The sequence below is a fragment of the Actinoplanes sp. CA-015351 genome, from assembly GCF_050955685.1.
Lineage (GTDB): Bacteria > Actinomycetota > Actinomycetes > Mycobacteriales > Micromonosporaceae > Actinoplanes.
In genome coordinates this window covers 5,335,800-5,357,848 of sequence record NZ_CP192102.1, presented here as the reverse complement: position 1 = coordinate 5,357,848, position 22,049 = coordinate 5,335,800, and the positions used below count along the sequence as shown (strand labels likewise).

Below are 22,049 nucleotides of genomic sequence, written 5' to 3'. Positions count from 1 at the left end.
ATCAACGGTTGCGCGGGTGTTGAGGTGTTTTGTCGTTACTTGAGCTCGCGCTTGAGCAGCTTCCCGGTGGCGGTCATCGGCAGCGACTCGACGATGCTCACCACGCGCGGGTACTTGTAGCTCGCCATCTGATCCTTGCTCCAGGCGACGATCTCGTCCTCGGTGGCGGCCGCGCCCGGCTTGAGGATCACGAACGCCTTGACCTCCTCGCCGTGGCTGGGGTGCGGCACCCCGATCACCGCGGCCAGCGAGACCGCCTCGTGGGTGAGCAGAACCTCTTCGATCTCCCGGGGGTACACGTTGAAGCCACCCCGGATGATCATGTCCTTGGCGCGATCGACGATGTAGTAGAAGCCATCCTTGTCGCGGCGGGCCAGGTCGCCGGTACGGAACCAGCCGTTGTTCATCACCTCGGCGGTCGCCTCGGGGCGGTTGTAGTAGCCGCGCATGATGTTGTGGCCGCGGATCGCGACCTCGCCGATCTCGTCGACGCCGTCGATCGTGTTCCACTCGCCGTCGATCAGTTTCACCTCGACACCCCAGATCGGGATGCCGATCGAGCCGGGGCGGGGCTCCGCGTTCGGGTCGCTGAACGTGGCGACCGGCGACGTCTCGGACAGGCCGTAACCCTCCAGGATGGTGACGCCGAGGCGTTCCCTGACCTCCTTGATGATCTCGACCGGGAGGCTGGAGCCGCCGGAGACCGCGACCCTCATGTTCCGTGCGATCCGCTCGACGTCGACGTTGTCGCCGAGGGCGTTGAGCAGGCCCCAGTACATGGTCGGGACGCCGGCGAAGAAGGTGACGTTCTCGCTCTGCAGCAGCTGGACCGCGGCGTTCGGCTCGAAGCGGGGCAGCAGCACCAGAGTGGCGGCCGTGGCGAAGCCGGCGTTCATGTTCACCGTGCTGCCGAACGAGTGGAACAGCGGCAGCACCAGCAGGTGCGTGTCGGTGGCCGGCTGGGTGCCGAAGAGGCGGTTGCAGGTGAGCGCGTTCAGCACCAGGTTCGCGTGGGAGAGTTCCGCACCCTTGGCCTGCCCGGTCGTACCGCTGGTGTAGAGGATCACGGCGGCGTCGGTCTCGGCGCGCTGGACCGTCTCGAACGCCGGTGGCTGCCCGGCCAGAGCCTGCCCGAGCGTCTCGGCGCCCTCGACCGTCGACGCGGCCGCCGGGTCGGCGGTGATCAGGAAGAAGTGCTCGGTGCCCTCGGACTCGGTGAAGCCGGCCCAGCCCTCGGCGCCCATCGGCAGCTCCGGGGTGCCCTGGAAGCAGAGGTACGCCTTCGCCTCGGAGTCCTTCAGGTGGTACGCGATCTCGCGGCCCTTGAGCAGCACGTTCAGCGGGACGACAACCGCGCCGGCCTTCAGGATCCCGTAGTAGACGATCGGGAAGTACGGCAGGTTGGGGCAGGAGAGCGCCACCTTGTCACCGGGTTGGATGCCCCGGGCGGTGAGCATCGCGGCGACCTGGCCGGCCGCTGCGTTCACCTGCGCGTACGTCAGCCGCGCCGGACCGAGCACCACGGCGGCGCGGTCCGGGTAGTGGCGGGCGCTGTCCTCCAGCAGTACGGAGAGGTTGAGCATCCGTGGTTCCTTTACTTCAGGGTGCTTGTGACGGCCGTCTCATCCGAACATGAGGACCGCGGTCCGAGGAACCCTCCGTTTCGACTTTGTTTCCTTCCGGCTGTTTCTCAACTGTCGTCTGTTACTGCCGATGGCCTCGACGTGGGAATCCCGACGTTGGACGCCGTGCATGTGGGACGTCAGCCGATCTTCGATGCCAAAGGTGTCGTTGTGGCTTACGAGCTCCTCTTCCGCGGTCGCATGGACGCCGTGGCGTCGGGCCGGCAGGACACCTATGCCACCAGCACGGTGATGGTCAACGCCTTCACCGAGTTCGGCATCGCCGAGGTGGCCGGCAACCGCCCGTGCTTCATCAACCTGACCCGTGAGTTCGTGACCGGCCGGCTGCCCCTGCCCTTCGGTCCCGAGCAGGTGGTCCTGGAGATCCTGGAAACCGTCGAGATCGACGACGAGGTGATCGCCGGGATCACCGCGCTCGCCGACGCCGGGTACCGGATCGCCCTCGACGACTTCGTCTGGGGCTCCGGCCACGAGCGGCTGCTCGGGCTGGCCTCGTACGTCAAACTCGACCTTCTGGACGGCGACCTGAGCGACCTCGACCGGATCGTCGGCGAGATCCGGCGGCACCCCGGCCTGCAGATCGTCGCCGAACGCCTGGAGACCGCCGAACAGCTGGCGATCGCCGACCGGTACGGCATGGAACTGCGCCAGGGATACGTCCTGAGCCGCCCCCAGGTGCTGAGCACACCCAGCCTGTCCCCGTCCCGGATGCGCCGCCTGGAACTCGTCGCCGCCCTGATGCACCCGGACGTACGCCTGGACAAGGTCACCACGATCATCGCGAGCGACCCGGCGCTGGCCCTGCGGGTGCTGCGGGTCAGCAACTCGGTCGCGGCCGGCGTCGTCAGCCGGATCTCCTCGGTACGCCAGGCGATCATGTTGATCGGCCTCACCCACATCCGCCGCTGGGCGACCCTGATGGTCGTCGACGACGTCGGCGAGGCCTCGGAGGAGCAGCTGCTGACGGCGCTCACCCAGGCCCGGCTCTGCGAGACGGTGGCACCCCGGTTCGGCGCCGACCCGGCCGAGGCGTTCGTGGCCGGCCTGGTCAACGGCATGGCTCAGCTGATGGCGATGACCCCGGCCGCGATGGTCGAGCAGCTGCCGCTCACCGCCGAGGTGTCGGACGCGCTGACCACCGGCAGCGGCCGGCTGGGCGAGGTGCTGCGGGCGGTTCGCGCGTACGGGGAGGGTGCCTGGGGCACTGACGACCTGGCCGGGCCGTTCCTGGACGCGATGCGCTGGTCGACCCGGACGCTGTCGGCGGCGCAGCGCTTCACCCCGGCGACAACGGCACCCTGACCCCGCTCCCGACAGCAGAGGACACCAAGAACAAATATCTCAAAACAGCTCTTTTCCGTAATCCCGCCTGCGAAGATCAACTGTGGTCCAGGTGATCGGGTGCGGGGGGAGTGGCGGAAGTGCGTAGCGATGAGAACGGCGGGACGCCGGTCATCAGCCGGGGTGAGAATCTGGCGGCTCTGCCGGGTGCGCGCCGAGCCGAGGAGCCGCCGGTGCTCCTGGGGCCGGCTCTCGGGCCGGCCCCGGCTCCGGTCATCCCGGGGAGCGGTGGCGCGGCGCTGCCGCAGCGTTCCGTACCCGGGACCGCCTGGATGGCGGGCCCGGCGACTCGCGCGGTGAACCCCAGGACCGCCCTGCTGCTCACCCCGGACCTGGAGGGCCGCGCCCATCATCTCCCGCTGGAGCTGGTCCGCCGGGACATCGCCGGTGACCACCCCGGCGTGCCGCTCATGCTGCGGATCCGGGTCCTCGACGACGAGTCGGGAGACCCGGTGGTCGGTGCGGTTCTCGACATCCGGCACTGTGACGCGCTGGGGCGTACCCAGGTCCGCGGCGCGCAGATGACCGACCACCAGGGGTACGCGGAGTTCCGCACCGTTCATCCCGGATGGCTGCCGGACGAGCCGGTGCACATCGCCGCCGAGGTGCACGTCGGCGGATACCTGGCCGGTGGCCGGTCGGTTGCCCACTCGGGCCGGCTCTACCTCCCGGAATCGCTTGCCGCCCAGGTGGCGCAGATGCAGCCGTACCGGAACATCCGCACCACCCGGGCCGTCGACGACGAGCACGCCAGCACCCTGCACGTGGTGCCGCGGGATCGTTTCCACCTGGCGTCCGGTCTGCTGGCGTCGATCGTGATCGCGGTAGCGGGCTGACCACTCAGGCCGCCCTCGCCTCGCCGTGCGTCCCGGCAGCGAGCCACCCCGGAGCCCCGCTAGCCGCGCAGGTAGGCCAGGACAGCGCGGACCCGTCGGTGGTCGTCGGCGTCGGGTGGCAGGTCGAGCTTGGCGAGCAGGCTGCCGATGTGTTTCGCGACGGCCGCCTCGGTGACCACGAGCGCGCGGGCGATCGCCGCGTTGGACCGGCCCTCGGCCATCAGCGCGAGCACCTCCCGTTCCCGGCCGGTCAGCCGGTGCAGCGGATCGCGGCGACGCCCGAGCAGCTGCCGCACCACCTCGGGATCGACGACGGTCCGGCCGGCCGCGACCGCCGACAGCGCGTCGACGAACTCGGTGACCTCGCCGATCCGGTCCTTGAGCAGGTAACCGACGCCCGCGCTGTGCCCGGAGTCGAGCAGCTCGGCGGCGTAGGTCTGCTCGACGTACTGACTGAGCACCAGCACCGGCAGCTCCGGATCGGCGGCGCGCAGGTCGATCGCCGCCTGTAGCCCCTCGTCGCTGAACCCCGGCGGCATCCGCACGTCGGTGACCACGATGTCCGGCCGCTGCGCGCCGACCGCCGCCCGCAGCTCGTCGGCGTCACCGACGGCCGCGACGACCTCGTGCCCGAACCGCCGCAACATCCCGGCGACCCCCTCCCGCACGATCAGCCCGTCCTCCGCGATGACGACGCGTAACCCGCTCACGAACTCTCCCCGGTCATCGCCCCGGCCACCGGGATCTCCGCTCGCAGCACTGTCGGCCCGCCCACCGGGCTGGAGACGGTCACCGTGCCGTCCAGCACGGCTGCCCGGTCGGCCAGCCCGACCAGGCCGGAGCCGGTGGAGGGATCGGCGCCACCGCGGCCGTCGTCGCGTACCTCAAGAAGGAGCCTGTCGCGCACCAACCTGGCGGTGACCGCGGCGCGTGCGGCGCCGCTGTGTTTCGCGATGTTGGTGAGCGCCTCCACCGCGACGAAATAGGCCGTGATCTCCACGGCCGGAGGCAGCCGGCCGGGCAGCGCGAAGTCCAGGTCGACCGGGAGCGGAGCGGTCGAGGCCACCTCGCCCACCGCGGCGGCCAGGCCCCGGCCGGTGAGCACCTGCGGGTGCACGCCCCGGATCAGCTCGCGCAGCTCGGTGAGCGCCTGTTTGGCCAGCTCGTGGGCGGCGGCGATCGGCTCGGCGGCGGGTGAGCCGTCCGGCAGCTCCAGCCGGGCCAGGCCGAGCTGCATGCTGAGCGCGACGAGCCGCTGCTGGGCGCCATCGTGCAGGTCGCGCTCGATGCGGCGGCGCTCCACCTCGAACGCGTCGACGAGCCGGGCCCGGGACCGGGTCACCTCGACGAGCCGCTCGTCGGTGCGCGGCGCGAGCATGGCGCGGGCCATCGCGGCGCGGGCGCCGGCCCATGCGGTGATCGGGTACGCCAGGACGACGGTCAGCGGCACCCCCAGCATCGTCAGCGGCAACGAGGTGCTGAGCGGCTCGTCGTCGATGAACCAGGGTGCGCCGAGCAGAGCGATGATCGTGTAGCCAACCCCGCCGATGACCAGCGCGTCCATCCAGCACAGCAGGCCGGCGGAGAGCGCGGCGTAACCCAGCTCGCGCCACGTCACCTCCTCGCGCAGCCGCACCCGCAACCACGCGCGGATCCCGGGAGCCGTCACCGGCACGTGCGGATCGGGCAAATCCGCGAAGTCGACGAGCCGGAGCCGCCGGCGCTCCAGCCGGGCCACCACGATCCCGGAGAGCACCACGGCGACGAACCCGGCGAAGCCCACCACCAGCACCGACAGCAGCGTGCCGGCGATCAGCAGGGCGAGCACCGCGACGACGGTGGCCCAGCCGATCAGGACACCGCAGAGCAGATAGGCCAGCGAGCGCCACGGCCACACCGACCGCAGGAACACGGTCGGCCGCAGTGACAGGGCCTCGAGGGCGTTGTGGACCGCCATGCCCAGGACCGTACCGAGGGACTCCGGCAATGTCGGTAGTGCTGGATATACCTTTGATCCTCGCTCCTGCGTGACTGTTTTCGGCGGCCCGCGCCGCAAGGCTCGAATCCATGACGACGAAGAGCACCCACGCTGTCGAACTCAGGGCGGTGACCAGGCGGTACGGCGCCGGCGAACGCGCCGTGACCGCCCTCGACGCGATCGACGCGACGTTCGCGGCCGGTACGTTCACCGCGGTGATGGGCCCGTCCGGGTCCGGCAAGTCGACCCTCCTGCACTGCGCGGCCGGCCTGGACCGGGTCACCTCCGGCGACGTGATCATCGACGGAACTCCCGTCGCGGGCCTCGGCGAACGAGCGCTGACCCGGCTGCGGCGCGACCGGGTAGGTTTCGTGTTCCAGGCGTTCAACCTGGTCCCGGCGCTGACCGCGGCGCAGAACGTGGCGTTGCCGCTGCGCCTGGCCGGCCGCCGTCCGGCCGCCGGCGAGGTGACAGCGGCCCTCGCCGAGGTGGGCCTGTCCGGCCGGGCCGGGCACCGGCCGGCCGAGCTCTCCGGCGGCCAGCAGCAGCGGGTGGCGATCGCCCGTGCTCTGGTCACCCGCCCGGCGGTGCTCTTCGCCGACGAGCCGACCGGCGCGCTCGACGCGACGTCCGGCGCCGAGGTGCTGCGCCTGCTGCGTGCCGCGGTGGACCGGCACGGCCGGACCGTGGTGATGGTGACCCACGACCCCTACGCCGCCGCATACGCCGACCGGGTCCTCTTTCTCGCCGACGGCCGGGTGGTCGACGCGCTGAGCGGCCCGGCCGACGCCGAACACATCGCCGTCCGCACCGCGCGCCTGGAAGCAGAGCGCGCGGCCGGCGAGACGGGCCGCTTGGAAAGCGATTCCGTCCGCTTGAAGAGCGATTCCGGCCGCCTGAAGAGCGATTCCGGCCGCTTGAACAGCGAGACCGGCCGCGCGACCAGCGGCAACAGTGGCGCGGTGACCCGGTGAGCGCGGCCTGGGCGATGGTCCGGCACCGGTTCGCGAGCTTCGCCGGCACGTTCGTCGCGGTCGCCCTCGGCGTGGCCGTCCTGGCCGCCTCGGCGACGTTGCAGCTCAGCTCGGCACCGCTGGCCCCGGCGAGATACGACGCCGCGCCGCTGCTGGTGCTGCCGCCCGGCATCGGCACGAACGACTACGGCGAGCCGGAACGAGCGAACTGGACCCCGGCCGAGGCGTCCTCTCTCGCCGCGACGCTCAGGTCGGTTCCCGGCGTACGAGCAGCCGTCCCCGATCCGTCGTTCTACGTCCAGCGGCTGATCGGCGGGAAGGCGACCGGCGACCCGCAGGCGTCCCGGATCGACGGTCACGCTTGGTCATCGGCGGCCCTTGGCGGCTATCAGCTGAGTGCCGGCCGCCCGCCCCGGAAAGCCGGTGAGGTCGCAGCGGCCGGAATCAGCCCCGGCGAACGGATCGAGGTGCTCACCGCCCGTGGACCGGAAACCTGGACGGTCACCGGAACTGTGATCGACAACGGACACCACTGCGGCTTTTTCGTTGCTGACTCGGTGGCGTTCGCGCGTGCTTCGGGCGTACCCCTGATCGGTCTGACCCTGGCCGGTGACGAAGAGCAAGCGGCGGCAGCGGCGCGAGCAGTGATCGGGCCGGCCGGTGTGGTTCTGGCCGGCGCCGACCGTGATCAGCTGGAGCCCGGCAGCGTGAGCCGGATCCGCTGGATCGGTGCTCAGCTGCTGATTGTGCTGGTCGCGCTCGGTGCGTTCGCGACGGTTTTCGTGGTGTCGTCGACGTGTGCGCTCAGCGCCGCACAGCGGCGACGCGAGCTGGGACTACTGCGCGCGGTCGGCGCGACTCCCGGCCAGGTGCGCCGGATGATGTACGCCGAGACAACTCTGATCGCCCTCTCCGCCGGAATCGCAGGCGCCCCCATCGGTGCCCTGCTCGCACCGCTACTGGCCGACCCGATGGTCAGAACCGGTCTGGAGCCGCCCGGTTTCGAAGCGACCTGGCAGCCCGTAGCGCTGGCCGGTGCCGTGCTGGTTGGCCTGTTAGCCGCGCTTACCGGTGTGATGGTCGCGGCCCGGCGCGCGTCCCGGATCTCCCCGCTGGACGCCCTGCGCGAGGCCGCCGCCGACCCCCGCCCGATGCCGTTGTCACGCTGGGTAGCGGGCATCGTGAGCGCGGCGGCCGGCGGAGCGCTCCTCGCGGTGATGCCGTCGCTGTCGAACGAGTCGATGACCACCGCCGGCCTGGGCGCCGCCATGCTCCTGATCACTGCGGCGGCGCTGCTGTCCCCGGTGCTGATCGTCCCGATCGTGCGCCTGCTGGCCGCGCCCTGGAAGAGTTCGGCGACCGGGATGCTGGTCCGCGAGGGAACGCTGACCGGGGTACGCCGAGTGGCCTCGACAGCCGCGCCGGTGCTCGCGACAGTGGGCCTGACCGTCCTGCTCACCGGCATGATCGCGACGATCGAGGAGGCGGCCGGCATCGACGAGGCCGCCGAGTACCCGGTCGCGAACCTCCTGGTCCCGCTGAACACGCCGGGCCTGTCGGAGGCCGCGGTCGCGACCCAGAGCGGCACCTCCCGCTTACCGACGCGGGTCCAGGCCACCGTTCCGACAACGACGAGAGGGTACGACGCAGCAGGCGTGACCGCGTTCGCCGGAACTGAGCCCGCTGGTGTGGTGCTGCACGCCGACACCGCCGATGAGCTCGGCATCGAGGCCGGTGCTGGTGCTGGTGCTGGTGCTGGTGCTGATGCAGGTGCAGGTGCTGGGGCCATGATCGCGCTTCACTTCGCCGACGGAACCCGCGCCGAGCTGCCGATCGTCGCCGTCGACCCGGATGCCGTAGCGCCCATCGTGCTCCCGCGTGACCTGGTCCGGGCCCACGACCCGGACGCGCTCACCGACATGGTCGTCCTGGACGGCCCGGCCACCGAGGCAGCCGGCGCTGAGTCCATGCCGGTCGCGGCCTACGCCCAGCGGGAAGTGGACGACGAAGGCCGGCTCGTCGACCTGTTCCTGTGGGCGATGATCGGCCTGAGTGCCGGGTACACCGGCATCGCGGTCGGCAACACCCTGCTCATGGCGGTGGCCGCCCGCCGAGCCGAGCTTCGGGTGCTACGCCTGGCCGGCGCCACCCGCCGCCAGATCCTGGGAGTCCTCTCTGCCGAGTCCCTGCTCGCGGTAGGCGTCGGCGCCCTTCTCGGCGCGGCGGTAGCGGCAATCTCCCTGCTCGGCATCCAAGCCGCCGTCGAGTCGGAGCTGGGCCACGAGGTCACCCTGGTGATCCCGTGGACCGCCGCCACAGCGGTCACCGCGGTCTGCGCCCTGATAGCCCTCCTGGCCGCGGCGGCCCCCACCCTGCACCACCCCACCACGGCATAGCCCGACCCACGCCGCCCGGCCACGGTGTGCCCCGGACTCGCACCGCCGTCACGGCTCCGTCCCACCGAGATCTTGGCAAGGTTCGACAGCCTCGCCGTCGGGTGACCACCTACGAGGACCCAGCCGCACGTTGGCAGGCCCGGCCCGGCGGTTTCTCGGTGCCGAGGTGCCGCTCGGAGATCTTGTGCGCTTTGGCCGGCTGATCGACCACAAGTGCACGAGTTTGCGGGACGGCCATCGATGGCTTGTTGTTTGCGGGTGGTTTAGGAGTTTTGTGGTGACGCTCTGCCCACGACAGCGGGTGGGCGTGTCGGATCTTGGAGACTTGTGGGGTGTTGTATGCCCTACAGGTCTCCAAGATCCGGCCGATGCGGTGCTTCACGGTTTCGGCGTGTGGTGAGCGCGGTGCTTCGCCGATCTTGTGGAGTTCGGCGCACCGTTTGCGCGCAACTCCGCAAGATCGGCCCGGCCTGTTCGATCTTGTGGAGTTGTTCGGCCACGTCTGCGGGGAAGTCCACAAGATCCACGTGGGACGGGGCGAGACGGAGCGGAGCGGGGCGGGGCGTGGGGCGGGGCGGGGCGGGGCGGCACTGGGCGGAGCGTGGGGCGGGGTGGACTGCGGGGTGGGGTGCGGAGGGCGTCGGCGGCCGGCGGGGGAGGGCTAACTCGCTGCCCTCAGATGGGCCAGCACCAGCGGATCGATCGACCCCTTCACCACCCGCATCTCCAGGTTCTCCACGCCGGCCCATGACGCGAGCGACTCATCCAGATCTTCACCGGCGAACCCCGCCGCATCGAGCCGAGTCCGGACCTCCTCGGCCACCACCCCGGTCAGGGCGATCAACGACGAGGGCTCAGGGCTCTCGAAATACAGACTGTGCATGGCCAGCAGGCGACCCAGTTCGGCCACCGGATCCGCGTGGTCGTCGACGCGCAGATCCACCCAGACGTCGCTCGTTCCGCCGTACCCACGCCCTGGCGAAACCACCAGCAAAGCCGCACTCTGCCGCCCACGCCGATCGCCGCCTGCCTGATCGCCGGCGCGCAGCGCGGCGAGCAACCGATAGGGGAGCGCGCCGCCGGAGCCGAGCCACGTCTGCTCCATGCCGGCGATCACCGAGGGCCCGGCGAGCATGTTGCCCTGGGCGGCGTACCCGTCACCGGCGGCGCCGCCGGCCCAGTCGTGGCAGTCCGCGCCGGTGAACGTGGCGCCCGGCCCGGTCATGCCGACGACCCCGGCCTGGCGGTGTGGGACCGGCCCGTCGTCAGCCGCGATGAGCCCGGCAAGAACAGACGATGCCGGCACCCCGGTACCCAGCAGGGCCAGGGCCTGCGGGCGATAAGCCAGGTTCGCATACGACTGGGTGGCGACCGCGCCGACGTTCGCCAGGGCTGCCGGAACCGCTGCGCCCACGCCGAGGAACTTGCTGGCCACGGCCACACCGACGGCCTTGCCGTCGTCCGAGCGGCCCACGATCGAGAATGTCATGGCCGCACGGTATCTGCCGGAAACACTCGGCGCGCAGACTGCGGCCATGGAGTGGTTACCCGTCGCCGAGGCTTCCCAGGTGGGCACTCGCCCGCTCGCTGTGACCGCTGCCGGCATCCCCCTGGTGATCTTCCGGCCGACGCCGGACGCCGAGCCGGTCGTCTTCGCTGATCGCTGCCCGCACCGGCTCATGCCGCTGTCCGCCGGCACGATCGACGACGGGCGATTGCGCTGCGCGTACCACGGCTGGGAGTTCGACGGCGCCGGCGCCTGTGTCACGGTGCCGTCGCAGGAGAGCGGCCCGCCGCCGCGCGCCAGCCTTCCCGCCGGACCCACCATCAAGATCAAGAGCGGTCTTGTGTACGTGGCCGCGAACGAACTGCCTGCTCCGGACCCGGCGGGGCTGCTCACCAACGAGGACCCCGCGTTGCTGCGTGCCTGGCATCCGGTGGGACTTGTCAGCGAAAATCCGGAGAAAGTCCAGTTGATCGGCCGGGATTACGTCGTCGCCGACGAACGTACCCAAGAGCGCTGGGGCATGATCTGGCTCGCGCCGGAGGAACCGCGCACGTCGCTCTTCGAGGACCCTGACCTGGACGACGCGAACTACGTCGGCGCCTGGCTGCCGCCGGCCCGCACCCCGGTCTCGGCCGGCATCGTGGCGGACAACTTCCTCGACGTCGCCCACTTCCCGTTCGTGCACGAGAAGACGTTCGGCGCGGCCGAGGAGACGATCGTCGAGAAGTACGAGGTGATCACCGAGCCGTACGGTTGCCGCAGCATCCAGGACCAGTGGTTCGACAACCCGGAGGATCCGGGAGTGATCGCCGGCCTGCGCCCGGTGCGCCAGCGCCGCCGTGCGACCTACGTCTACCGCGCGCCCTTCCAGCTGATGCTCCGCCTGGAGGAGCTGGACGCCGGCGCCGTGAAGACGATCCTGTTCTTCGCTCAGCCGGAGTCCGCGACGAGCACCCGCATCTACACGAAGATGCTGTTCCACGGCATCGGCGGTGTGCCAGATCCATCGGCGGACATGGTGGCCCGCGAGGTCGCGTTCGAGGAGGCGGTCCTCGAGGAGGACCTGGAGTTGCAGTACAAGATGCGGGTTCCGGGCTTGCCTTTGCGCATGCGCGACGAGCTGCATGTGCGCGCGGATCTTCTCGGAGTGAGTTTGCGCAGGGTGCTCGCCGAGTTCAAGACTGCGGGGTAGAGCCACCGGTCGCGCCCGTTCCCCGCAGGGGCGCGCCCGGTTTCCCGGACCGCTCTGGCCGGAGCGCGGTCCACGGCCGAAGGGTCGCTTCCCGCCCGGAGCGTCCCCGGCCGGCGGCGCTACGGGCGGGAACGGTCGTTGCCGCGACCCCGCCCGTAGCGCCGCGTCAGACATCCGGTCGCGGCGACCCGGTCGAGCCGAGCTGAGGAGAGATAGCGTCGAGCCAAGCTGAGGAGAGATAGCCCCAGCCCTCAGCGGCCCAGCGAGCGATATCGATGCACGGCGAGAGGTGCGAAGACCGCGATCAGCACGATCGGCCACGCCACCGCGAGCAGCAGCGCGTGCTGCGTCGCCCAGGAGTCCCCGGTCAGCCCCGGGTTGCCGAACAGATCCCGGATCGCCGTCGTGGTGGCTGAAATGGGGTTCCAGGCCGCGACGGTGCCGAGCCAGCCCGGCATCAGCTCCGGCGCGACGAAGATGTTCGACACCGCGCTCAGCGGGAACGCCAGTGGGAACACGATCGTCGCCACCGTGTCCGGGTTCGGCGCGATCAGCCCGAGGTACATCCCGGCCCAGCTCAGCGCGAGCCGCAGCAACAGCAGCAGGCCGAGCGCGGCGAGGAAGTTGCCGAAACCACGGTGCCAGTCCCAGCCGACGAGCAGGCCGCAGATCACCAGCACGGTGATTTCGAGCAGCGCGCGTGCCTGGTCGGCCACCGCCCGGCCGGTCATCAGCGCGGACCGGGCCATCGGCATCGACCGGAACCGGTCCACCACTCCGCGTCCCGTGTCGGTGGCGATGCCGGTCGCGGTGGCGCCGATCCCGTACAACATGGTCATCACGAACACGCCGGGCAGCAGGAACTCCCGGTACCCGCCACCGCCCGGCACCTGCATGCCGCTGCCGAAGACGTAGCCGAACACCAGCACGAACATGATCGGCAGGCTGAAGTAGATGACGATCTCCTCCGGCGCGCGCACCACGTGCCGCAGGTACCGCCCGGTCATCACCCACCCATCCGCGACAGCGCGGCCTCGGTGGGTGGTCACGCTCACTGCCTCGTGGGTACGCGTCGGAGCGACGGTCGTCATCATCGGCTAGCCCCTGTCAGCTCGAGGAACACTTCGTCCAAGGTGGGCCGGTGCAGCCCGGCGTCGGCCACGGTGATCCCGGCGTCCTGCAATGCGCGTACCGTCGCGATGAGCGAACCGACCCGGTCGGTGACCGGTACGCGCAGCCGGCGCAGCTTGGCGTCGACTCCCGGAGCCGCGCCGGTGAGCCGGGCCACGACGGAGGCCGCGTCGTCGAGCCGGCCGGCGTCCTCGACGACGATCTCGAGACGGTCCGCGCCGATCGTCGCCTTCAGTTGTTCCGGGGTGCCCTCGGCGACCACCGTCCCGGCGTCGACCACCGCGATCCGGGCGGCCAGCTGATCGGCCTCGTCCAGGTACTGCGTGGTGAGCAGCACCGTCGTGCCGTCCGCGACCAGGGCGCGGACCGAGTCCCACACCTGGTTGCGGCTGCGCGGGTCGAGCCCGGTCGTCGGCTCGTCGAGGAAGAGCACCCGCGGCCGGCGGATCATGCTGGCCGCCAGGTCGAGGCGGCGGCGCATGCCACCGGAGTACTCGCCGGCGGACCGGCCCTTGGCGTCGACGAGGCCGAACTGTTCGAGCAGCTCGTCCGCCCGCCGCTTCGCGTCACGAGCACTGAGATGTTGCAGGCGTCCGAAAAGGACCAGGTTCTGCCGGCCGCTGAGGATCTCGTCGACGGCGGCGTACTGCCCGGTCATCGCGATCCGGTCCCGGACCAGGCCAGGCTGGGTACGGACGTCGGCGCCGGCCACCTCCGCCCGGCCGGCGTCGAACCGCAGCAGCGTGGCGAGCACCCGTACCGCCGTGGTCTTGCCGGCGCCGTTGGGACCGAGGAGGCCGTAGACCCCGCCGGCCGGGGCCTGCAGATCGAAGTTGTCGAGGGCGGTGACCCCGCCGTGGTAGCGCTTGAGCAGCCCTTCGGCCACAACCGCGTATGTCATGCCGCCACACTGCGACCCGCCACTGACCGCCGGCGCACCAAGCGCGCACCGCCCCCGCACCGGCCTCGCACCGGCCGGCGTGTTCTCTACGGCCGGGTGCTCAGGAAGGACAGCGCCTGATCCGGGGTGCGGGCGGAACCGCGGGAGCTGGCTGAGGCGTACGCCTGCTCGCCCAGCTCGGCCATGCTGCCGGCCGCGACCCGCGCGGCGAGGTCGCTGCCCTCGCCGGAGGTGCGCAGTCGCAGGGCGGTGACCGTGCCGAGGAGCTCGGCCGCCCGGCGTGCGTCGCCGGTGGCGAGCGCGAGGGCGGCGAGGCGGTCGACCGCCTCGGCCATCACCTGAAATCCCATCATGCCGTTGTGAACCGCAAAGACCGACCGATAGTGATCGGCGGCCGCGGCCGGGTCGCCACGAGTCTCAGCGATCCGGCCGCGCATCACGAGGATGGCCATCCGGGTGCCGTCGGCGCCGTACCAACCGGCCGGGCACGCGGCGAGCGCGGACTCGCAGCGGCGGGCGGCCTCGTCCAGGGTGCCGCGGCGCAGCGCGACGGCGCTGGAGCCCAGCCGGGCCGCGGCGACAAGTTCGAGCGCGCCGCATTCGCGGGCCAGCTCGGCGGAGCGGGCGAAGTCCTCCTCGGCGCCGGCCAGGTCGCCGGCGCTGAGCCGGCCCTCACCGCGGCCGCGCAGCAGATCCGCGACGTCGACAGTGGAACCCAGCTCGGTCGCCAGGCGCAGTGCCTCGCCGATGGGTTCGATGGCGGCGGCCGGTTCGCCGCGCCAGACCGCCAGCTCGGCCAGGCCGGAGAGGGAGAGCATGGTGCCCCACCGTTCACCCAGTGCCCGGAATCCGGTGAGCGCCGAGACGAAGTCCGACTCGGCTGCCTCCGGGCCGGCGCCGGCGAAGAGCAGCATCCAGCCGCCGCCGATATCGCTGAGCGCGGTCATCCACGGGTCGTCGCCGAGCCGGGCACGCATTTCGTGGCTGAGGGCGAGAACGTCACCGGGCAGGGAGTCCGGTGGGCCGACCGCGGTGGCCGACAGGTAGAGCAGGAACGGCTGCTCCGGCGGATTCTCCAGGGAGAACAGGTACCGATCCCACGGCGCCGGGGGGCGGGCGCCACCGAGGGCGGCGTTGAACACGCAGACCACGTACTCCTCGGTCATGCCCGGCGGCGGTTGCGGGCCGGCCTGGCGCAGCACGCGTTCGCCGAACGCGGTGGCCTCGGCCCGCAGGCCGCGCAGCCACCAGTAGAACGACAACGCCGAGACCAGCCGCAAGGCGGTCCGGGTGTCGCCGCGCCGCAGAGCGGCGTGCAGGTTGTCCCGGTCGGCGTCGAGCAGGGCGAGCCAGGTGAGCTGGCCGGCGGTGCGCAGCCGCGGGTCGGCGGTCGTTGCCAGGTCCAGGAAGTAGGCGGCGTGGGCCTCGGTCAGCCGCTGCCGCTCACCGGACTCGTCCAGCCGCTCGGCGCAGAACGCGCGGATGGTGGCGAGCATCCGGTAACGGTCGCCGTCCCGCTCGACAAGCGACTTCCCGACCAGCCCGGCGAGGATGTCGAGGATGTCGCCGCGATCGGGATCAGGATCGGAGGAGCAGACCGCTTCGACGGCCTGGATGTTCGCGCTGCCCGCGAAGATCGTGAAGCGCCGGGCGAGCACCCGCTCCGGCTCGGTCAGCAGGTCCCAGCTCCAGGCCACCACGGCATGCAGCGTCCGGTGCCGTGACTCGGCGGTGCGGCTGCCTTTCGACAACAGCCGGAACCGGTCGTCGAGCCGCGCGGCCACCTCCTCGACGGTGAGTGCCTGCAGCCGGGCCGCGGCGAGTTCGACAGCGAGCGGCTGTCCGTCCAGCATCCGGCAGATCCGGCGGACGGCGGCGGCGTTCTCCGCCGTGACGGCGAACCCGGGCGAGACGTCGGCCGCCCGATCGGCGAAGAGCCGCACCGCCGGGTAATCGAGGAGGCCCGAACTTTCCGGCGACGGCGACGGCGACGATGACGGCGGCGACGACGGCGACAACGACGGCGACGGCGACGACGGCGACGGCGACGGCGATGACGGCGGTGGCGGTGCCGGCAGGCCGCCGACCGGCTGCAGCAGCTCGCCGGTGATCCCGAGCGGCTCCCTGCTGGTGGCGAGCACCCGCACCCCCGGCGCCGCGGCGAGCAACCTCCCGGCCAGCGTCGCGGCCGCGTCGATCACATGCTCGCAGTTGTCCAGAACCAGCAGCAGGCTCCGGTCGGCGAGGGCGACAACCAGGCGGTCGGTCGCTCCGGGCGCCTCGGCGCCGGCATTGGCGTGGGTACGCTCACTGAGCCCCGCCTCGCGAAGTCCGAGCGCTTCGAGAACGGCACGGGGCAGGTCGTCCCCGGTCGTGGCGGCCAGCTCGACGAAACAGGAGTCCCCGGCATGACGCCCGGCGACCTCGGCGGAGAGACGGGTCTTGCCCACGCCGCCCGGCCCGTGCAGCGTCACCAGGCGGGCGGTGGCGAGGGCTTCGGTGACCCGGTCCAGGTCGGCGTCGCGCCCGACGAAACTGGTGAGCGCCACCGGGACACCACGCCGGCCGTGCACGACGCGGGGTGTGGCCGCCGTTCCGCGCAGGATCGACGTGTGGATCCCGGTCAGCTCGGGAGACGGGTCGGCACCTAGCTCCTCGGCCAAGGTCCGGCGCGATTCGGCGTACACAAGAAGGGCCTCGGCGGGGCGACCGGCCGCGGCCAATGCGCGCATGAGCAAGGCACGCGGCCGCTCCCGCAGCGGATGCGCCGCGACAAGCGTGCGCAGCTCGGAGATCGCGTCCCCGTCCGGAACGGTGAGTTGCAGCTCCGCCTCGAAGAGATCTTCGGTCGCGGTGAGGCGCAGCTCGGTCAGGCGGTCGGCGTGCGCGGCGGCGAACGGCGCGTCCCGGACATCGGCGAGCGGCTCGCCGCGCCACAACGACACCGCTTCGCGCAGGGTGGTCGCCGCCCGGTGCGGATCGCCGGCGGACAGGGCGTGCCGGCCCGTCGTGACCAGGGCGGCGAAGTGATGCGCGTCGACGTCGGCGGGCGCGATCGCCAGACGGTAACCGGCCGGTTCCCGCTGCACCGGGAACGTCTGGCGCAGGCGTGACACCTGCGACTGCAGCGCGTTCGCGGCGCCGGCCGGCGGATGCTCGCCGTAGAGACCGTCGATCAGGCGATCGATGCCGATCGGACGGCCCGCGTCGAGCAGCAGCATCGCCAGGAGCGCGCGCAGCCTCGGACCGCCGAGCGGGATCGCCTGCCCATCGGGGTGATCCGCCCGCAGGGGACCGAGGATGCCGAACCGCATGGCGACGATTCTGTCGGTTGTCCCGCCGCTTGTCGCACCCGGCGCGCCTTTTGTGGGTGTGGCTCAGGCCGCTTGCCGTGGGTACGGTTCCTCGGCGCTCGTCACCCGGTTGCGGCCGGCGTTCTTCGCGGCGTAGAGCGCCCGGTCCGCCGCGAGGACCAGCTCCGCCGTGGTCCCGGCGCCGGGCATCCCGGCCACCCCGACCGAGACGGTGACCCGGATCAGCCGGGAGTCGGCCACCGCGATCGGTGCGGTGCCGACACCGCGCCGCACCTGCTCGGCGATCTCGAGGGCCTGCTCCGGGCTGGTCCCGGGCAGCAGCACGGCGAACTCCTCACCGCCGTACCGGGCCACCACGTCGCCGGCGCGGACCATCTCCTTGAGCCGGTGGGTGACCTCGACCAGAACCCGGTCGCCGCCGTTGTGCCCGTACGTATCGTTGACGTTCTTGAAGTGGTCGATGTCGAGCAGCAGCATGCTCAGCGGCAGGTGGTGCCGGGCGGCGCGGGCGCTCTCGGTGCAGAGCGCCTCCTCGAAGAATCTCCGGCTGCGCAGCCCGGTGAGCCCGTCGGTGATCGCGGCGTTGCGCTGGGCCCGGACGAGGCCGGTCATGCGTACCAGGACCAGCAGGAACAGCAGGTTGCAGACGATCGCGGCAGCGATCGTGTCCGGGGCGTCGTGCCGGGCCTCCTGGATCAGGATCGACGTGGGCGCGGTCATCGCGGCCACCGCCAGAAGGCCGAGGCGTGCGGTGGTGGCGTCCGGGGTGGCCGTGCTGGACCGGGTCACCAGGGTCGGCGCGGCCGGGTGCAGGACCGCGGCGGCGAAGACGAAGCCGGAGGTCATCCAGAACGCGTCCAGGTAATCGCCGGCCTGGAACGTCTGGTTGATCGACTGGTAGCTGTAGAACGTGTCGGCGAACAGCACCAGCCCGAGGTACACCCCGATCATCCGCAGCGGGGTGCCGCGCGGACCGGCGCCGAGCATCAGCCGGGCGCCCACCACGATCAGCATGAGGTCGCCGATCGGGTACGCCAGCGACACGAATCCGACGAGGTCGGCGGACGAGCTGCGCATCATCGGGCTGATCACGAACTCGTACACCAGGAAGCCGCCGCCGATCGCCACGATCGCCGCGTCGATCACACTGGCGCCGTCCCAGCCGGGTGTGCGCCGCCGCACCATGAGCAGCATGCCGAGCGCGAGCATCGGGTACGCCGCCAGGTAGAAGACGTCGGCGATGCTCGGGTAGACCTCCTCGTGGTTGACCAGCGCCACGAAGTAGTAGGTGACGTCGCCGGTCACGCCGCACAGCGCGGACGCGGCGATCACCAGCATCACGGTCCGCAGCTCCGGGTGTCTCCTTGCGGCGACGGCCGCGCCGGCGGCGAGCGCGCCGTTCGCGCTGCAGTAGAGCGCGACCTGGGCGCCGGGCAGCACGTCGTTGCTGACCAGGCCGTAATAGGCGAGCATGATCACCACGCCGGCGGCAAGGCAGAGATGCCAGGCCGGTACCCGCCGATGCTTGCTCATCCCACCAGGATGCCTACGCTCAGTTGCGGATCAGGCGCTGATGGTGATTACGTTCAGGATCTCGTCGAGGTAGGCCATCGGGTCCGCGCCCCGCACGGCGCTGATCATCGGCTCGCTGATCATCGCGGTCGGCTTCGCCTCCCGCATCTTCCTCACCGACAGCCGGTGGCAGGTCATTCTGGGTGCGACGGTCGCGGGTGCGGGCACCGGCATCGCGTACGCGGCCATGCCCGGCCTGATCTCGCACGCCACCCCGCTGTCCGAGCTGGCCGCGGCCACCGGCTTGAACTCCCTGTTCCGCAGCGTCGGCAGCTCGTTGGCGAGCGCCATCGGCGGCGCCCTGCTGGCCGCCAAAACCGTCAGCCTGGGCGGGCACGAGCTGCCGTCGCTCGGGGCGTACCAGTGGCTGTTCGCACTGTTGGCACTGTTGGCACTGTTGGCACTGTTCGCACTTTTCGCACTTTTCGCACTGTGCGCCGGGGCCGCGGTCCTGGCGGCCGTGCTGACCCTGCTGATCCCCAAGCACTCCACCACAGCCGACGCCGCAATCCCGGAGTAACCCAGCCACCGGCCGGCTATCGCTCACGGTCGCCACGCCCGTCGTGCGTGGCGACCGCGCGAACAGCCGGGGAACCTGGCGCAACACCGCTCGCACCGCTCGTCCCGCGCTGCTCGTCCCGCGCTGCTCGTCCCGCGCTGCTCGTCCCGCGCTGCTCGTCCCGCGCTGCTCGTCCCGCGCTGCTCGTCCCGCGCTGCTCGTCCCGCGCTGCTCGTCCCGCGCTGCTCGTCCCGCGCCAAGCCACCAGATCTTGAGCGATTTTCAACCCTCCGGAGTCTTCTTCTTGGTTTGTTGGGATGTGGTTGTCAAGTTTTAGTTCGGGTGGTTTTCCGGAGGTATTTGGTGGCGTTGTAGGCGGTGGTGATGGCGATGACTTCGGTGTGGGCGGCGTCGCCGCGGGAGTGTAGGCGCCGGTCGGTGCGGAGCAGGTGCGCGAAGACGGGTTCGATCATCGGGCTGCGGCGGGTGTAGAGCTGCTGGTCGGTGTCGCTGTCTTTGCTGGTCACGCCAGTTAGTGGGATGCCGGTGATGGTCGCGGGTACTGCGGGGGCGAGGAAAGCGCCGTCGGCGAGGTGGTGGCCGAAGGGCTCGATGATCCCGGCTTGGCGGCAGGTGCCGGCAGCGGCGGTGAGGTTGGGCAGCAGCCCGTGGGCGTCGTTGCCGTGTTGCGACAGCAGCCCGGCGATGATGAACTGTCCGCTGATCACGGTGATGGTCAGTAGCCAGCCGAGAATCCAGGCGGGTGTGTTCGCTTTGCCTTTCAGGATCCGGGCGGACCGGTCGGTGAGGTTGGCCCGGGCGGCCGGGCCGTCGCGAGCGGTACCGGAGCCGGCCTGGGCTTGAGTGAGCCGGCTCCGAGCCCGGGCCAGAGCCTGCTGCTTGCCGCGGATACGGATGTGCTGCTCGGGCAGACACGGCGGCCCGCCGCGCGGCGGCTGCCCGGCGGCGGCTCGCGCTTGATAGGTGTCGTACTTGTCCTGCTGGCGGCGGGTCATCTCGGCCAGTTCAGCGGTATGCCGATCGACGCGGGCCTGCCAACGGGTGATCTGCTCGTCATGTCGTGCGGCCGCCGGCCGTCCGCGTTCGCGGGCCTCGGCCTCGGCCTGTTCCAGACGCCGTAACCGGACCAGCAGCAACTGCTCCGCGCGGATCATCTCTGCGTAGCCGTGCTCGAGGAACCTCGCCAGATCAGGATCGTCGAGCATGTCCTGACGGCGTTGCTGCAACCCGGCCAGCTCACGACGCGCCGCGTCGATACGGGTAGTGATCAGCGGGGCCGTCATCGTCTTCGACAACGCGGCCGGCGCGATCACCGGAGTGCTATCCGTCGCGGTCACCGATACATCGACCAGTCCCGCCTGACCAGAGACCCTGATCAGCGAGTCCGCGACCGTCTGCCAGCCCCGGCGATGACCTTGCACGAACCGGCGCAGACACGCCGCCGACGGCACCTGCTCGCGCTGCCACACCACCCGCAACGACGCTTGTTCCCGACACGCCCGGGCCATGTCCTGCGGACTACGCCACTGCCGGCGGTAACACCACCACACCGTGACCAGCATCAACCGCGGGTCATACGGCAACCCGCCCACCCCATCAGCCCGGTAATCCTGCTCGAACCCCGACATGTCAACACGCTGCGCCAACGCGAGAAACCGGAAGATCTCCGGATCCGCCCACCCCCGCACCTGCTCAGACACCGGCTGCTCAGGCCCACGAAAACGACGTCCCATACCTGCCGCTCTACGCCCTCACACCCACCACTTCCCACCCCACCACCCCAACGAGGGACCCGAAACCACCCCAACAAGGCATCGACAACAACCCCACCAGCCCTCAAGAAGAAGACTCTCCGGGGTACCGGATCACTCAAGGTCTGCACGGCCCGGGGCACCGCGGCCCTCTCGGTCGGCGCCCCTCCCCAATCTTGAGCGATTCCGTACAGCGGGCTGTAGAAAATCGCTCAAGATCCGCTCGCTCACCTGCCTGCCCGTCTGCCGCTGGTCCGTCCGCCTGGCGCTGGTCCGTCCGTTTGTGTGTCCGCTGCCCGTCCTCACTCCTGTCGGCTCATAGGGCGGGTTGAACTTTTGGCGGGCAGGTGGTCCACCGAACCGAACCGAACCGAACCGAACCGAACCGAATCCAACCGAACCCAACCGAACCCAACCGAACCCCGAGCGGGTCCGGGCCGGAATCTTCTCGCGCGCCGAAATGCGCGAGCGGGGGTGCACGCAACTGGCGGCAAGCGGCGATGAGGCCACACATAACGCGTGCGTGAGCCCTTGTCCCTGTCCTGGCGTGGATGAAGCCGCACAGTGTGGTTGCGTGCGACTTTGTCTCCGCGAATCGCGTCGTCTGTGTGACCCGGCCCCCGCGGTTGGGAGCCCTTAAGGCGATCCTTCACTCGGCAAGATCGACACACGCGGAGAACCCGCGCAGGGCACAACGGGAACCAGCGGACGGGCGGTCAGCGGCACGCAAACTGCTTCCGCGTGCGGTTGACCGCCCCTCATCTCGGACCGTGACCACGGACTGGCTGGCGCTCACGGTTGTCGGCTGCGGTCCGTGGCGACCGCAGGCGCCAGCCGGATCGAGTTCGGCGACTGGCTGGCGCTCACGGTTGTCGGCTGGGGTCCATGGCGACCGCAGGCGCCAGCCGGATCGAGTTCGGCGACTGGCTGGCGCTCACGGTCGTCGGCTGGCGTCTGTGGCGACCGTAGGCGCCAGCCGGATCGGGACAGCGG

At 70.9% G+C, this 22,049-nt stretch carries 16 protein-coding genes; 6 read left to right on the top strand and 10 right to left on the bottom strand.

Annotation, left to right across the window (positions count from 1 at the left end; all coding sequences use genetic code 11):
• Nucleotides 1-35: 35 nt before the first annotated feature.
• On the bottom strand, nt 36-1,583 hold the full coding sequence (locus ACQP2E_RS24570; protein ID WP_433825294.1) for a long-chain-fatty-acid--CoA ligase: 1,548 nt from the start codon (nt 1,581-1,583) through the stop codon (nt 36-38).
• Nucleotides 1,584-1,793: 210 nt separating this feature from the next.
• Here ACQP2E_RS24570 and ACQP2E_RS24565 point away from each other — a divergent pair, with 210 nt between their 5' ends.
• The gene (locus ACQP2E_RS24565) at nt 1,794-2,945 is read left to right on the top strand and encodes an EAL and HDOD domain-containing protein (protein ID WP_433825293.1); all 1,152 of its coding nucleotides are present in this window, start codon (nt 1,794-1,796) and stop codon (nt 2,943-2,945) included.
• Nucleotides 2,946-3,064: 119 nt separating this feature from the next.
• Entirely contained in the window at nt 3,065-3,820 is a 756-nt protein-coding gene (locus tag ACQP2E_RS24560) for a hypothetical protein (RefSeq protein WP_433825292.1), read from the top strand.
• Nucleotides 3,821-3,879: 59 nt separating this feature from the next.
• Here the strand turns inward: ACQP2E_RS24560 and ACQP2E_RS24555 are convergent, their stop codons facing one another.
• Together ACQP2E_RS24555 and ACQP2E_RS24550 are read right to left on the bottom strand one after the other, a co-directional pair.
• The gene (locus ACQP2E_RS24555; RefSeq protein ID WP_433825291.1) at nt 3,880-4,530 is read right to left on the bottom strand and encodes a response regulator; all 651 of its coding nucleotides are present in this window, start codon (nt 4,528-4,530) and stop codon (nt 3,880-3,882) included.
• Complete coding sequence (locus ACQP2E_RS24550; protein WP_433825290.1) at nt 4,527-5,777, bottom strand: sensor histidine kinase; 1,251 nt, start codon at nt 5,775-5,777, stop codon at nt 4,527-4,529. Before ACQP2E_RS24550 ends, ACQP2E_RS24555 begins: the two co-directional genes overlap by 4 nt.
• Nucleotides 5,778-5,887: 110 nt before the next feature.
• On the opposite strand from ACQP2E_RS24550, the gene ACQP2E_RS24545 reads away from it, so the two are divergent.
• Both ACQP2E_RS24545 and ACQP2E_RS24540 read left to right on the top strand, forming a co-directional pair.
• On the top strand, nt 5,888-6,772 hold the full coding sequence (locus tag ACQP2E_RS24545; RefSeq protein ID WP_433825289.1) for an ABC transporter ATP-binding protein: 885 nt from the start codon (nt 5,888-5,890) through the stop codon (nt 6,770-6,772).
• Nucleotides 6,769-9,168, top strand: a complete 2,400-nt coding sequence (locus ACQP2E_RS24540; protein WP_433825288.1) for an FtsX-like permease family protein — start codon at nt 6,769-6,771, stop codon at nt 9,166-9,168. Before ACQP2E_RS24545 ends, ACQP2E_RS24540 begins: the two co-directional genes overlap by 4 nt.
• Before the next feature lie 661 nt (nt 9,169-9,829).
• On the opposite strand, the gene ACQP2E_RS24535 is transcribed toward ACQP2E_RS24540, so the two are convergent.
• Entirely contained in the window at nt 9,830-10,705 is an 876-nt protein-coding gene (locus ACQP2E_RS24535; RefSeq protein ID WP_433825287.1) for a DUF1028 domain-containing protein, read from the bottom strand.
• On the opposite strand from ACQP2E_RS24535, the gene ACQP2E_RS24530 reads away from it, so the two are divergent.
• The gene (locus ACQP2E_RS24530; RefSeq protein ID WP_433825286.1) at nt 10,704-11,867 is read left to right on the top strand and encodes a Rieske 2Fe-2S domain-containing protein; all 1,164 of its coding nucleotides are present in this window, start codon (nt 10,704-10,706) and stop codon (nt 11,865-11,867) included. The genes ACQP2E_RS24535 and ACQP2E_RS24530 overlap by 2 nt on opposite strands.
• Before the next feature lie 251 nt (nt 11,868-12,118).
• Here the strand turns inward: ACQP2E_RS24530 and ACQP2E_RS24525 are convergent, their stop codons facing one another.
• The 5 genes from ACQP2E_RS24525 to ACQP2E_RS24505 all read right to left on the bottom strand — a co-directional run bounded on the left by ACQP2E_RS24525 (nt 12,119) and on the right by ACQP2E_RS24505 (nt 18,974).
• Nucleotides 12,119-12,958, bottom strand: a complete 840-nt coding sequence (locus ACQP2E_RS24525) for an ABC transporter permease (protein ID WP_433834030.1) — start codon at nt 12,956-12,958, stop codon at nt 12,119-12,121.
• Nucleotides 12,958-13,899 carry an ATP-binding cassette domain-containing protein gene (locus ACQP2E_RS24520; protein WP_433825285.1) on the bottom strand — a complete coding sequence of 314 codons (942 nt, stop codon included), beginning with the start codon at nt 13,897-13,899 and terminating at the stop codon, nt 12,958-12,960. The genes ACQP2E_RS24525 and ACQP2E_RS24520 overlap by 1 nt, the downstream gene beginning before the upstream one ends.
• An 86-nt stretch (nt 13,900-13,985) precedes the next feature.
• The gene (locus tag ACQP2E_RS24515; RefSeq protein WP_433825284.1) at nt 13,986-17,213 is read right to left on the bottom strand and encodes an ATP-binding protein; all 3,228 of its coding nucleotides are present in this window, start codon (nt 17,211-17,213) and stop codon (nt 13,986-13,988) included.
• 63 nt (nt 17,214-17,276) lie between these two features.
• A complete protein-coding gene (locus ACQP2E_RS24510) occupies nt 17,277-18,746 on the bottom strand; it encodes a GGDEF domain-containing protein (protein WP_433825283.1) in 1,470 nt (489 codons plus the stop codon).
• Nucleotides 18,747-18,776: 30 nt separating this feature from the next.
• A complete protein-coding gene (locus ACQP2E_RS24505) occupies nt 18,777-18,974 on the bottom strand; it encodes a hypothetical protein (RefSeq protein ID WP_433825282.1) in 198 nt (65 codons plus the stop codon).
• Between ACQP2E_RS24505 and ACQP2E_RS24500 the strand changes: the two genes are divergently transcribed.
• Nucleotides 18,892-19,305 carry a hypothetical protein gene (locus tag ACQP2E_RS24500; RefSeq protein ID WP_433834028.1) on the top strand — a complete coding sequence of 138 codons (414 nt, stop codon included), beginning with the start codon at nt 18,892-18,894 and terminating at the stop codon, nt 19,303-19,305. The genes ACQP2E_RS24505 and ACQP2E_RS24500 overlap by 83 nt on opposite strands.
• Before the next feature lie 305 nt (nt 19,306-19,610).
• Here the strand turns inward: ACQP2E_RS24500 and ACQP2E_RS24495 are convergent, their stop codons facing one another.
• Nucleotides 19,611-20,933: a hypothetical protein gene (locus ACQP2E_RS24495; protein ID WP_433825281.1), complete on the bottom strand. Its 1,323-nt coding sequence runs from the start codon at nt 20,931-20,933 to the stop codon at nt 19,611-19,613.
• Between the last annotated feature and the right edge of the window lie 1,116 nt (nt 20,934-22,049).